The organism is Cellvibrio sp., from assembly GCF_039207905.1.
Lineage (GTDB): Bacteria > Pseudomonadota > Gammaproteobacteria > Pseudomonadales > Cellvibrionaceae > Cellvibrio.
Genome location: NZ_JBCECX010000023.1, coordinates 57893 through 72652 on the forward strand (window position 1 = coordinate 57893; position 14760 = coordinate 72652).

At 49.2% G+C, this 14760-nt stretch carries 10 protein-coding genes; 4 read left to right on the top strand and 6 right to left on the bottom strand.

Going from position 1 to position 14760, the window contains the following annotated elements; translation table 11 throughout:
• Positions 1 to 202: 202 nt before the first annotated feature.
• Positions 203 to 3280 (top strand): di-heme oxidoredictase family protein, encoded by a 3078-nt coding sequence (locus tag AAGC78_RS14610; protein WP_435784832.1) that lies wholly within the window; start codon positions 203 to 205, stop codon positions 3278 to 3280.
• 96 nt (positions 3281 to 3376) lie between these two features.
• Here the strand turns inward: AAGC78_RS14610 and AAGC78_RS14615 are convergent, their stop codons facing one another.
• Both AAGC78_RS14615 and AAGC78_RS14620 read right to left on the bottom strand, forming a co-directional pair.
• Positions 3377 to 3931, bottom strand: coding sequence for a DUF1993 domain-containing protein (locus tag AAGC78_RS14615; RefSeq protein WP_435784842.1), 555 nt, complete (start codon positions 3929 to 3931; stop codon positions 3377 to 3379).
• Between the two features lie 9 nt (positions 3932 to 3940).
• Positions 3941 to 4900, bottom strand: coding sequence for a LysR substrate-binding domain-containing protein (locus AAGC78_RS14620; RefSeq protein ID WP_435784833.1), 960 nt, complete (start codon positions 4898 to 4900; stop codon positions 3941 to 3943).
• Between the two features lie 125 nt (positions 4901 to 5025).
• Here AAGC78_RS14620 and AAGC78_RS14625 point away from each other — a divergent pair, with 125 nt between their 5' ends.
• Positions 5026 to 5991 (top strand): MBL fold metallo-hydrolase, encoded by a 966-nt coding sequence (locus AAGC78_RS14625; RefSeq protein WP_435784834.1) that lies wholly within the window; start codon positions 5026 to 5028, stop codon positions 5989 to 5991.
• A gap of 81 nt (positions 5992 to 6072) precedes the next feature.
• On the opposite strand, the gene AAGC78_RS14630 is transcribed toward AAGC78_RS14625, so the two are convergent.
• The gene (locus AAGC78_RS14630) at positions 6073 to 6942 is read right to left on the bottom strand and encodes a class I SAM-dependent methyltransferase (RefSeq protein ID WP_435784835.1); all 870 of its coding nucleotides are present in this window, start codon (positions 6940 to 6942) and stop codon (positions 6073 to 6075) included.
• A 260-nt stretch (positions 6943 to 7202) separates the two neighbouring features.
• Between AAGC78_RS14630 and AAGC78_RS14635 the strand changes: the two genes are divergently transcribed.
• Positions 7203 to 8255, top strand: a complete 1053-nt coding sequence (locus tag AAGC78_RS14635) for an alpha/beta hydrolase (protein ID WP_435784836.1) — start codon at positions 7203 to 7205, stop codon at positions 8253 to 8255.
• Between the two features lie 97 nt (positions 8256 to 8352).
• Positions 8353 to 8670, top strand: a complete 318-nt coding sequence (locus AAGC78_RS14640) for a hypothetical protein (protein WP_435784837.1) — start codon at positions 8353 to 8355, stop codon at positions 8668 to 8670.
• A 178-nt stretch (positions 8671 to 8848) separates the two neighbouring features.
• Here the strand turns inward: AAGC78_RS14640 and AAGC78_RS14645 are convergent, their stop codons facing one another.
• From AAGC78_RS14645 to AAGC78_RS14655, 3 genes are all read right to left on the bottom strand, one after another.
• Positions 8849 to 10306, bottom strand: a complete 1458-nt coding sequence (locus AAGC78_RS14645; RefSeq protein ID WP_435784838.1) for a glycoside hydrolase family 30 protein — start codon at positions 10304 to 10306, stop codon at positions 8849 to 8851.
• Positions 10307 to 10377: 71 nt separating this feature from the next.
• Positions 10378 to 13011, bottom strand: a complete 2634-nt coding sequence (locus AAGC78_RS14650; RefSeq protein WP_435784839.1) for a cellulase family glycosylhydrolase — start codon at positions 13009 to 13011, stop codon at positions 10378 to 10380.
• Positions 13012 to 13350: 339 nt separating this feature from the next.
• Positions 13351 to 14760 (bottom strand): TonB-dependent receptor domain-containing protein (locus tag AAGC78_RS14655; RefSeq protein ID WP_435784840.1); only part of this gene is annotated, 1410 nt, incomplete at its 5' end.

Here is a 14760-nt window from a genome sequence, read left to right on the forward strand (position 1 = left end):
TGTTGCCGTTGTTGGGAATAAATCGCCGGAAAATGGCACATCTATACACACTGCACAAATAAAAATAATTTCCTTTTTTTCGCGTTTTTCGCGCGGAAAAATTTGCCGTTCCGCACATTCCCCGCATTTCACCTATGAAACAATTGGCGCCTAATTCAAAAACCAACCGTGTGTTTTAGTTTGATACTGGGGATGTAGTTGTATGGACAATCGCTCTGTTATTCGGTCAACCAAGAGGATGCCGCTGTTGCTGGGGCTGCTTATCAGCTTTTCTGTTGTCAGCTGTGGCGGAGGCGGTGGAGGAGATAAGAAAGACACTGGCAATAATGGCGGAGGAAATAATCCGATTGTCCAGCCTCCGGTAACGGGGACTGATCCCGTTGTGACACCACCAGTGACAGATCCTGTCGTACAGCCGCCAGTGACGGACCCTGTGGTGCAACCGCCAGTCACCGAGCCAACAACACCGGGCACTGGTACAGATCCGGTTGCAGACTTGCCTGAACCTGCGTTCGAAGGCACACCTAACCATGAAATTACGCCTTTGCCGAAATCCGGTGCTCCTTCGTTGGCGCCGCTGCCGGCGAACTTAAAGATATCGACCAGCTATGATAAATCGGCTCCCGCCACTTCTTTGACCGTAGCTGCGGTTACCTCTTCGGGTAATTCAAATAACACCAATACTCCTGCGAAAGTTATCGATGGCAATTTGACCAGCCGTTGGGAGAGCGCCTGGAGTAACGCGCAAGACCCGGATAATGCCTGGCTGCAATTCGACTTCGGGGCAAAAACCGCCATCGGCTACATGAAGTTGGTGTGGGAAAATGCCTACGGTAAAGAGTATGCGATCTATGCATCTGACGATGCTGAAACCTGGTATCAGCTGCGCTATGTGACCGGTGCAAAAGGCGGTACAGAAGAGTTTTTCAATCTGGATACCCATGCGCGTTATCTTCGCCTGCAAGGTATCACCCGTGAAACCCGCTACGGTTATTCCATTTTTGAGGCGGAATTTAAAACACCGGGAAGCGACACTTCCATGCCGGTGCTATCTACCTCGGCCATTTCTTATCCGCTCAATGGCAACAACCGCGTTGCTTTGCCCACCCCGGACGAGCCGCTTGAAATCGTTAAATTCACCTTGGCCGATGGCACTTTGGTAACCCGTTTCGGCATGGTTGGTCGTTCCCGCCATGCGCGTGAGCGCGGTGAAGAGTGGAATGAAGTGGGCTATGGTCGCAACGATACCGTCGATGCTTCAGGCAAACCTACGGACAATGGCCCGGGCGCGCATTTGAATTTTGTCGCCAACTACTTTAAGAACCGCACCTGGGGTGTGGAGTTTATCGATAACAGCAATGTAGCCGGTGTTACCAAGCCGCGGATTATCGTTAACCAATATTTCCAGCAGGCGCAAAAAGGCGGCGGCCATGCGTTTGTGCGTCGGTTTGATGAGCCGAATGTCACCGGTTTTGGCTGGATGAGCCCCGGCCGCTTGCTCGATAACTCCACCTATCAAGATCCCGGTGCGGCCTGCCCGGTGGTGGAGAAACCTGCAAATGGTGTCCTGCTAAGACCGGATAGCGGCTATGACAACATCATCGGTGCCAACGACGGTTGTAGCGTGGTGTTTGAAACCTATCCCGGGCATCGCGCCCTGACGCAAAATGCCGACGGTGTGATGGTGCCGAGCGAGACACGTGTAGCCTCTCGCAACTTGAAAACAGGCGACGCTATTGAATTCACCAGTTCATTCTTCACGACCCGCGCGGTTATGAATGCCCTGGGTGATACCGGCGGCGTACGTTATTACACCAACGAATTGACCTATGTTGTTGGCAAGGGTTTACGCCCCTGGTACGGCGTGCAGCCGCGCTTGATGAATGAGCCGCTGCCCGAGAAAACACTGCAAGGTGGTGACGGTTCGGTTTCTTACGATTACGCCGATAACGCCACCTTTATGTTCCAGCAGCCGCACAACACCATCGGCATGCAGAACATGCAACGCTTTGTGGAAGGGCGTCGCTGGTTGCACACCAATCTGTGGAGCGGAGAGCACAACGAAGCAGGCAATGATCGCAACGACGAAGGCCGCCAGCTGCAAGGGCCGCACTTTAACCAGTCGTCCTGTTTTAAATGCCATATCAACAATGGTCGCAGCGTTACACCAACGGCGTTGAACCAGCGGCTCGACACCATGGTGGTGCGCACCGGTGCTACCGGCACCGACGTCAACGGCAATTACCTCCCGCATCCTATTTATGGCCAGGCGTTGCAAATGAATGCCCGTTCGCTCACCAGCGGCAAACTGCAAAATTGGGGCAATGGTGTTTGGGTATCCGGCTTCACAACGCACAATGTGAGTCTGGCCGATGGCACATCCGTTGAATTGCGCAAGCCAACTATTGCCTTTGAAGGTCCGACCCCGAGTGTCTATTCGCTGCGTTCTGCACAGCCGTTGATTGGTATGGGATTACTGGAAGCAATTCCCGACGAAACCATCCTCGCCCGTGTGCGCACTACGCCTGATGCAGATGGTGTACTGGGAACCGCGAACTACGCATATGATCCAGAAACCGGTGACGTCCGCCTGGGGCGCTATGGATGGAAGGCCGGTAAAGTCAGCTTGCGCCACCAAGTCGCTAATGCTGCTTTGCTGGATATGTCGGTCACCTCGTCTATCTACCCGAATCGTGCCTGTCTTGCTGGCGTAACGGGTTGTGATGCGAGCACAACTACACCGGGGCTGTCTGATGAGGCTCTGGAGTTGATGACCCAATATTTGCACTTGCTCGGTGTGCCCGCGCAACGCAGCTTGGTGAGCGGTTTCCCTAAAGGGGTTTCGCCCATGGCTTATCTGGATGTTGACCCAGTCAAGATCGAAAAAGGCGAGCAGGTGTTCAAGGATATTCGCTGCACGGCCTGCCATGTGAACGAGGTTAAGACCGGCACCAAAGCGGCTTTCGATGAAGTACGCAATCAGACCATCAAGCCGTATACCGATATGTTGTTGCACGATATGGGCACTGGTTTAGCGGACAATTTTGCGGAAGGTTTGGCGCCCGGCAACATGTGGCGTACACCAGCCCTGTGGGGCATTGGCTACACCCAGTTTGTGGCGTGTGGCGCGCCGGCGGGTTATTTGCACGATGGCCGTGCCCGCACTCTGACAGAGGCAATTCTCTGGCATGGCGGCGAAGCGGAAACGATCAAGCAACGTTTTATCAACTTACCAACGGATGAGCGTGAAGCATTGCTCGCATTCTTGAAGTCACTCTGATTTATCTTTAAGTTTTAAGTCACTCAATTTATCTCCTCCTTGATCGGCATCCTGAAAGGGATGCCGTTTTTTTCATTATTCCTCTCCGATTGTGTATCAGCTTACAAATGAGAAGTTCTCCGGGTAGCTATGGTATCCATCGAAATCGCCTTTGCTAAGAGGTACACCAGCGTTGCGCGCAATCGCGTAAACCATCGATAAATGAAAGAAGAAATTTGGCAAAGCATAGAAGTTGAGATATTCAGCTGCGGGCAATTCCAAGTGCTTTGTGCCAGCTTGATCCTGGATTTTTTCTGGATGATGTTGAACGTTTGCGTGCGCCAATTCCTGTAAGTACGCGATAGTTTTTTCTATTTGCTGCAGCAGGCCAAGGTAGGTTTCATCCTGGTTGTTAAAGGAAATACGCTCACAGTTTGCTAGAGGGCAACAGCTGCGCAGAGGAAAGTTTGCTGCAGTGCGTATTTGTTCGATAAGTGGCAGCATATCGGGGTACAAACTTTGTTGTAGTAATGCTGGGTTGTTGTTTTGATGCTGTGAGATTTTCTGCACTATTTTTTTTAGTTGGTGCAGATAGTAAATAAAAATAGCGGTAGGATTTTTTTTCCATAAATAAAGCTCCGTGGAACCATTTTTTAGGTTGAAAAATAGTATAACCCGTAATTACGGGGCTGGTTTTACTCGTTGTGCAATCGCGCGATCCCAATAGGGTGGCGAGCCAAAATATTCCTTCAAGTGCGCAATAAATAATTGTGCTTTTGTTGCATGCGAGCGGCCTGGCAAGCGTACGGCGTGAATCGCGGGTTGTATGCGCGCGGCAAGCAGGCGGACAGGAATGCCGGGCGCTTCGGGAAATAATGGCACCAGTTTTCCAGCGATAATTAAATCGCTCACTAACCAACTGGCGAGATGCACAATGCCGATACCTTCGACGGCGGCTTGCAGCAGTGAATTAATATCGTTGGTGCGGAAATTTCCACGCACAGGTAAAGCAACATCGCGATTTAATCCGGCAAATGTCCACAAACCGCATACGGTCGAGACGCCGGTGGCGAGTGACAAGCAATTGTGTTGCTCCAGATCTTGCAGTGTCGCTGGGTAGCCGTGACGGGCGAGATAATCGGGGCTAGCGCAGACGATGCGTCGAAAGGGCGCGAGATGTGTTGCTACCAAATCGCTATCCGGCAATATGCCAACGCGGATCGCAACATCGGTGCGCTGCGAGGACAAATCCACCACGCCATCGCTTGCGTGCAATTCAATTTCTATCTGCGGATAGCGCTTGAGAAATCGCGCCACTGCAGGCGCAACATGCAAGCGCGAGAAAGATGCTGGTGCGGTGATCGTCAGTAATCCTTGTGGTTCGGCATTTAGTTCGGCCATCGCACTTTTGGCTTCGTCCATCTCCAATAAAATCGCGTTGGCGCGCGGCAAAAATTGTTCACCTGCATCGGTCAGTGCAATCAAGCGCGAGGAGCGCAGGAACAATTTAAATCCCAGCTCTTCTTCCAGCGCATCGATCTTGCGCGAGATTGATGAGGCGGCGACGCCCTCTTTGCGCGCAACTTCCGAGAGGTTTCCGCTATTCGCAACAGCGAGAAAAATGCGTATGGCATCGAGCATGGGGCGATCCTGTTGGTTGCGCAATTTGCAAAGATGGTTTGCACTTTGTCTTATTGTTCGAATTTTTGCAACGAAATAGACTTTCCTCACTGCCAACTACCGGCTATTCCAGCCCAGAGGAAATCATGTCTATCGTTAAAAAAGCATTCCGTACAAGCCTTCTCCTGCTCGCATTCGCCAGTGGATTAACCAGCGTCGCCACCATGGCTGCCGCACCTATGGCAAAAACATCGGCGCCCGGTTATTTCCGGATGATGCTGGGTGAATTTGAAATCACCGCGCTGAATGATGGCACTATCGATTTACCGGTGGATAAATTACTCACCCAACCAGAAGCGCACACCCATGCGGCGCTGGCGAAGGCTTATCTAAACGCGCCATTGGAAACCTCAGTGAATGCGTTTCTAATTAATACGGGCAAAAAACTGATGTTGATTGATGCAGGAACAGGCAGTTTGTTTGGGCCAACCCTCGGTAAATTAATCAGTAATTTAAAAGCCTCTGGTTACACACCCGCGCAAATTGACGATATCTATCTCACGCACCTGCATGCGGATCATATCGGTGGATTAATTGCCAACAATGCATTGGCATTTCCCAATGCGATTGTGCATGCCGATAAAAAAGATGCTGATTTTTGGCTGAGCCAAAAAAATATGGACAGCGCATCTACGGATCAAAAAGACGGTTACAAAAACGCAATCGCGTCAATAAATCCCTATGTGGTAGCGAAAAAATTTGTTTCCTTCTCCGGCAATAGCAGCATTGTTGATGGCATTACTTCTTATGCTACTTACGGACACACCGCAGGCCATACGATTTATAAAGTGGAAAGCAAAGGCGAAAAATTATGGGTGATTGGTGATCTTATTCACGTGAATGCTGTGCAGCTGGAGCATCCGCAAGTAACCATCGCCTTTGATAGCGATCAGAAACAAGCAGCCGCAGAGCGCGATAAAGTATTCATTGATGGTTCGGCTCAGAATGTTTTATTTGCTGCATCACATATTCAATTCCCCGGCATTGGTCACTTGCGCAAAGAGGGGAAATCTTATGAATGGATTCCGGTGAATTTTATTCAGCTGCGTTAATCCAGCGGCGCGGAATTTGAAAAATAAAAAACGGCGGGCTATTGCTAGACCGCCGTTTTTTATTTACATCTTGTTATTTGTTTAAGATTTTTTAAACAATAGTGTTACGCGATTTGATTCGCCAATTGCACTATTTTTGGCTTTTTGTGCTTCATTGCCGCTGAGGCTCGGTGGCAAACGCCATACATTGTCATCGGCTTGCGGATCATCTTTAGGGTTTTTGTTGATATCGCTTTCGCCCACAAATTCAAATCCCGCTGCGGTCATGGCGCTGATCAACATTGAACGTTTTAAATAACCGCGGCTGCCATCTGCCCATGCATCGGGTTTATCTTCAGCCATTGCATGTTGCACTATCCCGACAACGCCACCTGGTTTTAATACACGATGTGTTTCAGCAAGTGCCTGCTTTAAATAATTTCCTTGCGCATCAAACCGCGCGAGGTTGTGCAGGGCGCGAATAAATAATACGGCGTCTACTTTGCCGGTTAATTCTGCTGGTAAATCGGCAAACGTATAAGCTTCACCTTTTGCACCATTGGGGCCGCCCCAGGTTTTTGCATCGACTGCAAATTGTGCGGGCCAGGCTTTACGCTGTGCAATAAATTCCGGCGTTGCGAATCCACCAAACAGCGGCCACATAGCGACACTGTAGTCCACCGCAACTAATTTTCCGTCAGTGCCCAAATAAGGCAGCAATATTTTTGAATACCAACCTTCGCCGGGTAATGCTTCAACTACGGTGTCGCCCGGTTTTATGCCAAAAAATTCTAGTGTTTCAACGGGATGGCGGGCCACATAACGGGCTTGGTGCTCGGCAGGCAAGCTCTGGGTGATAGCGACCAATTTCTTTTTGTCGGCATCAGTCAGTTTGGGGGTTGCTGTGTGCTCGACCACACTGCTGCAGCCTTGTAGAAGTATTGCCGCTCCGAGTACGAAGAGTTTGTTCATGGTTATTTTCCTTTGAGGTTCGGGGAGGGTGATAAGAAAGCGTAACGATAAGGCATAACAATAAAACGTGAAGCACTCCGGGTGCTATCTAAATTTATGTATTTACCCTTATTAACACTGGTTGCCAATTGCTTTCATGACAAAAGGCAACTGACGTGATTTGATTGCCGCTCTAGACTTGTTTTGTCCAACATCCATTTATTGAAACAAAATACCCATAAAAAGCGTTCTACAGCAATAGATCTTTGGAGAATGAGAGTATGAATACTAATAAACACTTCTTGAAATTATTGTCGAATATCGCCGTTGCAGCCTTCGCGCTTGTGCTTGCAGCCAGCGCCAGCGCCAGCGCCGGCCATAAATTTGAAGCGCATAAAGCTATCCAATGGGCTGCGCCTGAAAATATTCCGCTTACCCTGGATATTTATGTACCGCAGACCGGTAAAAAGAATTATCCGGTCTTGGTGATTTATCACGGCGGCGGTTGGTTGATTAACAATAATTCGATTATGAATTCCATGTCTGAATATGTCGCCAGCCACGGCGAATATGTTGTAGTGAATGTGAACTATCGTTTACTGCCGGACAATAACAACACTACGCATCTCAACCAAATTGTGGAAGATGCTCTGGGTGGTGTGTTGTGGGTAAAAGACAATATCGCAAAATACAAAGGAGATCCAAAACGTATTGCGGTGACTGGCGATAGTGCCGGTGGTCAATTAACCGCGATGGTTGCCTTGGCTGGCCGTAATTTGGAAAGTGACGGTTTCAGCGGTAAAACTCTTGGTTTTAAACCAACCTATTTACCTAAAGACAAATCTGCAGAAAAAGTAGCAAAAGAAGATGGTCTGAAAATACAGGCAGCGGTTATCAGTTACGGTGCATTTGATTTATACAAAGCAGCACAAGGTGGTTTTGAATCGCCTAACAATATTTTTTGGCAACTTGCTCAAGCAAAAGCGCGCGGTATTTTTGGCGATAAGGTTTCAGTAGAAAAGAATCCTGATTTTTATAAAGCCGTATCGCCCATTTATAATATCCCGCAAGCAACTGATTACAAATTAGCTCCGCAATATGTTCACGTAGGCAGCACCGACACCACAACCCCACCAGCTGCCGCACAGCAATATGTCGATGCAATGAAAGCTGCAGGCCAAGCAGTTGAATTTAAAATTTACGAAGGCCGCAATCACGCATTCCTCGATAATGGCTGCAATGAATTTTTAAAGGTCTGCTTTGATCGCGATGCGGTTGATCCATTGAACGATATTATTCAGTTCCTGGATAAGGTTTTTGCGACAAAGAAATAAATTCAATTATAAAAAATGATGGTTAATTTTCTGGCTGCTACATAGCCATTTTTTCAAAAGCCATTTTTTTTGACTACATTTTAGTGAAGAGTCTACGATGAATATTGCTGAGGTTATGGCTTTTTTGCTTGATAGAAGTGTCGTGGGGCTGCCAGCAGCCTCACTGGCTGATGTATTTGATAGATTAATTTGGTGTATGGATGATAACGGACGTGAAATAGAGTCTTTTAAGTTTGAGTGGCTTTTTTCTGATGATAGGCGAAAGGTGGAGGTGGCCTTATATATGTCAGAAACTTTTCATTTTGATAATGTTGCAGCATTTGAAAATTGTTTTGAGCGAATAATCAATGTATGGCCAGACTTGGAGCCTAAGTGTATTGAAGTGTTGAACTCATGGAAATTTGAGCGCGACTAACTTCAGATACAATAGGTAATAAAATGAATCCTTCAGTAAACAATCTAGAACCGTTGGATAACTTTAAGCTCAAACTCCTTTGTTCTAGTGATATTACTAATAAAAAACCCGCCGAAGCGGGTTATTTTAGTTTTGACCGAATACCATCCCTGATCTTTTTTTACTCTTACCGTTTAAATCAATAAACCAAAGTCTGCAATGCATGTGCAGGGATGGTGACTTTGGTTTCTTGGGTGCCGATGTAGATGCGGTAGTCAACAGCGGCATCGGTGCCGTTCATTACAACGGTGGCAAGTTTATTGTCAGCATTGATAAACGATGTGGTTTGCAAGGTGCTGCGGCTGGCTACAGCGCTTACACGTTTTGCGTCCGGACGAATAAATTTGGAGAAATGGCCGAGGTAGTAGTAGGCCGGGGTGTAAATCAATTCGCCGTCTTTTTCATGGATTGGTGAGAAGCAGAAGTTGCCAACGTGGTTCGGGCCGCCGGTTTTGTCGAGCAGGATATTCCAGTCGGTCCAGGCTACTGCACCTGAGTTGAAATCGTTAATCAATGAATCGCCGTAGCGTTCTGCGTTTGGCCAGTGGAGGAAACGGTCGGCATTGAATTTTTCTACTGATGCTTCAGTCACCATCAAATTCAGGTTTGGATAAGTAGCGTTAACTTCGGCAACGTTTTTATACATTGGTTGACCTCCTGCCCAAGTTTCATACCAGTGGAAGCCGACACCCCATACGTATTTTGCTGCTTCAGGATCGCTCATGATGGTGTTGACGCGCTGTACGATCAAATCGCGGTTGTGATCCCATACGATAATTTTTTTATCGCCCAATCCTTCTTTTTGCATCACCGGACCGAGATGGTTTTTGAGGAAATCACGCTCTTCTTCCGCAGTGAAAATCATCGACTCCCAGGTTTGTTTTGCCATAGGTTCGTTTTGGACGGTGATCGCCCAAATCGGGATGCCTTCTTTTTCGTAGGCTTTAATAAATTTGGTGTAGTAAGTTGCCCAGGCATTGTTGTACTCAGGCAATAATTTTCCACCGCGCAACATTTGGTTGGTGTCTTTCATAAACGCAGGCGCACTCCAAGGGCTTGCGTAAGTAGGAATTTTTCCGCCGGCGGCTTTGATCGCGGCTTTCAACATTGGCAGGCGATATTTTCTATCGTGTTTAATGTCAAAGGTTTTTAATTCTTTATCGCCTTCTTTGATGTAGGTGTAGCTGCCGCTGCTGAAATCCGAGCTGTGGATAGTGGTGCGCAGCAGGCTGTAGCCGATACCTTTTTCTTTGTCGTAGTAGGCTTGTAAAAATTCTGCTTTTTTCTTGCTGTTTAATTTGGCAAAAGTCTCAGCACTTGCATCGGTAATCGCACCGCCAATTCCCAAAAAGGTTTGGTAGGTTTTTTGCGGGTTTACGTAAATAGCGATGTCTGTTTCCGGATGTTGTGTTCCAGGCTTCAGCGTGAGTGTATCGGTCAGGCTCAGGCGTTTGTCAGTATCTTTCGCAGTGGTGTAAACACTCAGTGTTTTAGCGGCAGGTGTGCTTTCCGCTGCGTGCAGGCCAAGGCTTGGGCTTGCAATCGCGAGCGCGATCAAAAGTTTTTTCAGATGTCGATGTTTCACTGGTGCATTCATAAGTGCGTTCTCTTGTTTTTGGGTAAATTACAAAAATGAGATGCCCGCAGCTGCGGGCATCTCATCAGGTTTTACTGCTTTTTAATTTCGATCCAGTTGAGGTTCCATTCCTTACCAACAGAGCGTAAACGCAAGGTGTGGTTGCCTTCAGTCAATGCAAAGCTGGCGCCAGTTTGGGTGATGTAGGTTTGCCAACCGCCGGTCGCTGCCAGGGTTTGGGTATCAACCACCACGCCGTCAATTAGCGCTTCAAAACCGGTGCTGCCGGGTTGGCTTGCAAGGCGATAATCGATGACGTAATTACCCGCGGTTTCCGCTTTGATTTTGAACTCAATGAAATCGCCCGATTCGAAATGACCGACATTGAGGCCGCCGCCGGTATCACCGCTGTTTTCCGTTTGCACACCGCTCATCGCCGTGAATTTCTCGGCTTCGATTTTGGCTGGCACAGGTTGATACATCAGTGGGGTGTTGACTTGTTCGCTGGTGTAACCCTCGGCGATGCTGTTTTTAGCAGCGATCGAGTAGTAGTAGGTCTCTTCCGCATTTAAACCGGAATCGTTAAAGGTCAGTGCAGTCAGGCCTTCTGCCACCAAGGCGCCTTTGTTACCAGCCAGGTTGGAGCGATAGACGTTGTAGGTAATGCCGTTACCCGCGATTGCATCCCAAGTCAGTGCAACGCTGTTACCGGTTTGAACCAGTTTCACGTTAGCGGGGCGAATCGGATAATCGAACACATTGTTGTGTTCGTCAGTGACCAGCCATTTGGCCAGACCGGCGTTCACGTCATAACCCACTTCACCGTAGCTCTTGAACAGGGTTTCGATAGCTGCAACTGGTGCGGTGGTGAAATCCACTTTGCCGGCGTTATCCACTACATCTTTACCTGCAACCGGAGCGTCTTCGATCAAGTAGATTTCTGCCCAGGTATTTACGCTGCTATTGCCTTTGAATACACCGCTGAAGTTGTAGGTTTGGCCGCCTTTCAGGGTGATTTGTTGGTAAATCGCACCGTTGATTTCACCATCTACACCGGCAGGGCGGGTGATGTGCAATACCGGACCGTTGCTACCAGTGGGTGCTTTGGTTGCATCAAGGCTGTTGTAGTTGAACGCGAGTGAACCGCTGATGGCCAATTCCGACCAGCCGCCGCTTGCTCCGAAGTTGCTGTTAGCCAACAGTTCTTCGTTGGTAGTAGCATTTTTCAGGCTGATGCTATCGAGAGTCACATCCGGGTTAGCGCCGCCGTTTGCGCCTACCTTAATCACCAGATAGTAAGTCTTATCGCCGGTTCCGCCCGCGGTAATGGTGGTGGCTTTTTTGGCGCACGCATTAGCGAAAGTGGAATCCCAGTTGTTGCAATCCCAAGTGCTGGCTTTGGTGATCAGGCCGACACCGGTATCGAGGTTGGTATTAACTTCATTGGTCACCATGCCCCAGGTGCCTTTGCCTTGTCCGCCAGCAACGGTAACGAGTTTGTACGACCAGCTGGTCGATGCCCAACCGTAGGAGGCGAAGATGTCGTAGGTAGCGCCGCCGATTTTGCCGCCCAAGTCATCTACACCTGCGCCCGCACCTTGCCATGGTTGGAATTCGCCCATCAGCATCGGGGTTTTAAGTGTGGTTAAGCGCTTGTTCCAATCGCATACACCGCCTTTACCGTCGTTGCCACACTTGAGCCAATCGCGATGGATATCGAAGTGGGTGTCGCTAGGGCGATCACCAAACAGGCCGGGGTAAGGGTGAAGCTGGAATGCAACGTTGGTTTTACCAGTTGTTGCCGGATCGCCGTACACATCGATACTGCCATAATGGCTGTGCAGCATGATGATGTGTTTGTCATCGATCTTGCGGATGGTGTCGTAGAGTTCGTTGACGCGTACCGCCATATCTTCAGCAGTTGAACCCCATGGCTCGTTGAGCGGGTCATAAGCGGCAACGGCAGGTTCGTCTTTGTATTTGGTGGCGATTTGTTCCCATAACCACTTGGTGCGGTCCTGGTATTCGGCATTGGTCCAGTATTGGTTTTGGCCGGAGCAACCGGTGTGGTCGTTAGGCGTTTGGCCACCGAGGGCGCCGTGTAAATCGAGGATCACATACATGCCGCGTTTTTTTGCTTCGGCAATCGTCCAATCAATGTAATGCCATGCATCGGCACGCAGGGTTCGAGGATTTTTTTCGTCCTCGATCACGCTCCACAGGATTGGCAGGCGTATGACATTAAATCCGAACGCTTTTAGCTGGTCGAAATCGCGTTCTTTGATCCAGTTGTCGCGGAATAATTTGATCAAGCGTTCTTTTTCAGAATAGCCAAAACGCTCGGTGAGTTTTGCTTCGAGGGTGCATTGGTCGTGTACGCCATTGCCACCTTGGCCCATCATCCAAAACTCTTGCACTAACCAGTTACCCAGGTTGGTACCTTTGAGGCAAACCTGGTCGCCGTTGCTCTTCACCCACTTGGCGCCATCGGTCTTTAGCATGGTCAGGCCTTCAGTACCAGTCGTTACCGGGTTACAGACCGCAACAGGTGCAACTGACGAGGAAGATGACGATGATGAGACCGCCGGGGTTGAACTTGGCGTATTCGTGGAGGCGCGGACCCCATGGTCACTGCCGCCACCGCAGGCGACAAGCCCGAGGATACAGGTGCTAAGCAGACTGGTTTTTAAATTAATAAACGAAATTTTCCTAATGGATTTAGTCATAGCGGGTTCTCTATTTATTGTGTTGATGCTTATTGTTTGAGGCAGGTTGATAAGGTTGCCACCTTTGCCGCAAGAATCCTGAATGACTTGATTAAGGCTAGCGCCCGTTTAAATTTACTCGAACCGCTTCAGTTTGTGTTTGGCCTAAACTGGGAAGCGGATTTGCTCGAACGGTTGATCAAAAATGCCCCGTGCAAGCACGGGGCGACAAAAGGCTGCAAGAAAAGGCTTTGGTAACAGGCATCAAAAAATGCTACCTCCGCTATGACTGACTTTCCTTGCACCCAGGGAGAGCCCCATTAAAAAATGGGGTTTTGACACTCAACAAAACCTTATCGATTAAAAGTTGTAGTTGGCGCGTATGCCGTAAAAACGTGGCATGGACACCGGCCCTTTAATCAAGCCATCGCCGCCGCTGGCCCAGTAGAAATCCACCTCGTCAGTTGCGTTATTGACGAAGGCTTCCAGGTTCCACTTGTCATCCGGCGCTACGTATTTGAGCCCCAAATTCACGTAGGTCACCGCCGGGCGGGTATCGCTAAAGGCTTCCGGTGTATCGGTCACAAACTTCTCGGTATGTTTATCTACGTTGAAGTAGCTGTAGTAGCTGTCATCGCGCCAGTTCACGCCTACCCATGGCTGTATTAACGCACCGCCACTGAAGTTAAAGTCATGGCTGTAGTTGAGGTTGATCGAGAACTTGGGCGATGAGGGCAGCTCATTGCCTTTGAGGTTGGCGCGGATCAGGGTGTTGGTTGGATCAACCGATGCCGCCTGGTCGATCTTGTACAAGTCGGTTGCAGCAAACGCCCACTGCTGCACAAAGTCGCTCACGATTTCGGTATCCAACCAGGTGAAATGGCCGCGCACGCGATCGTTGCTGGTCATCGCCCAATCGAATTCAAATTCGAGGCCTTTGATCTGTGCCTTGCCGATGTTATCGGTCACGGTCGAGTAAGCCGCGTTGCTGGTGATCTTGCCGGTCTCAACGCCGGTTTGTGGGTCTTTCTCTTTAGCGTAAGTCACGAACAATGGCTTGACGTTGCTCACCTGCATGTCGGTGTATTCGCTGTAGAACAGGGTCGCGGTCAAACGCAGGGAGTTGTCGAACAAGTCAGTTTTAACACCGGTTTCCCAAGTCACGACTTCTTCTTCGTCATAGGTTAATTGCCAGCGTTTTTCGATAACCGCGTTGCCGTTTTCATCCAATACATATTCAGCGGTGAGCGGATCTTGTTTGGTTTGCACGATTACATCGCCGATACCGCCGCCTTTATTGCCGTTGGCGACATAGCCAAACACCATGGTGTTTTCGTTGATGTCGTAATCCAAACCGAGGCGATAGTTTTGGTAATCCCACTCGCCGTGGTTGTCGTTATTGGCGTTGGTGCGATAGATGGCTGCGTTGGTGAAGTAATCTTTCGGCAGCGAATTAAAGGCGCCGTGATCCCATGCCGGGAAGCATTTACCACCGTTCGCGGATGCATCGTCTTGGTTCGGATGCCAATCCCAGCACTGCGCGCCGCGTCCGCCCACGTCTTCTTTCATATCTTCGGTATAGCGATAGCCCACAGTCAGCGCGAGATCATCAGTCAGGTCATAAGTACCCTGCGCAAAGGCCGCTTTGGATTCGAGGGTGCGGTCGGGCTGATTCCAGTACTCGCCAAACATCATCGAGTGGGTCATGCCGCCCTGCATATTGTTGTTTTCTTCAAAGTAGAAGAGGCCGGTGATCCACTGCAATTTGCT

Bases quoted from the DNA above. Each gene is read 5' to 3' on its own strand.
- AAGC78_RS14640 (WP_435784837.1), top strand. From the start codon at position 8,353: ATGAATATTGCTGAGGTTATGGCTTTTTTGCTTGATAGAAGTGTCGTG.
- AAGC78_RS14635 (WP_435784836.1), top strand. From the start codon at position 7,203: ATGAATACTAATAAACACTTCTTGAAATTATTGTCGAATATCGCCGTT.
- AAGC78_RS14650 (WP_435784839.1), bottom strand. From the start codon at position 13,011: ATGACTAAATCCATTAGGAAAATTTCGTTTATTAATTTAAAAACCAGT.
- AAGC78_RS14620 (WP_435784833.1), bottom strand. From the start codon at position 4,900: ATGCTCGATGCCATACGCATTTTTCTCGCTGTTGCGAATAGCGGAAAC.
- AAGC78_RS14625 (WP_435784834.1), top strand. From the start codon at position 5,026: ATGTCTATCGTTAAAAAAGCATTCCGTACAAGCCTTCTCCTGCTCGCA.
- AAGC78_RS14610 (WP_435784832.1), top strand. From the start codon at position 203: ATGGACAATCGCTCTGTTATTCGGTCAACCAAGAGGATGCCGCTGTTG.
- AAGC78_RS14630 (WP_435784835.1), bottom strand. From the start codon at position 6,942: ATGAACAAACTCTTCGTACTCGGAGCGGCAATACTTCTACAAGGCTGC.
- AAGC78_RS14645 (WP_435784838.1), bottom strand. From the start codon at position 10,306: ATGAATGCACCAGTGAAACATCGACATCTGAAAAAACTTTTGATCGCG.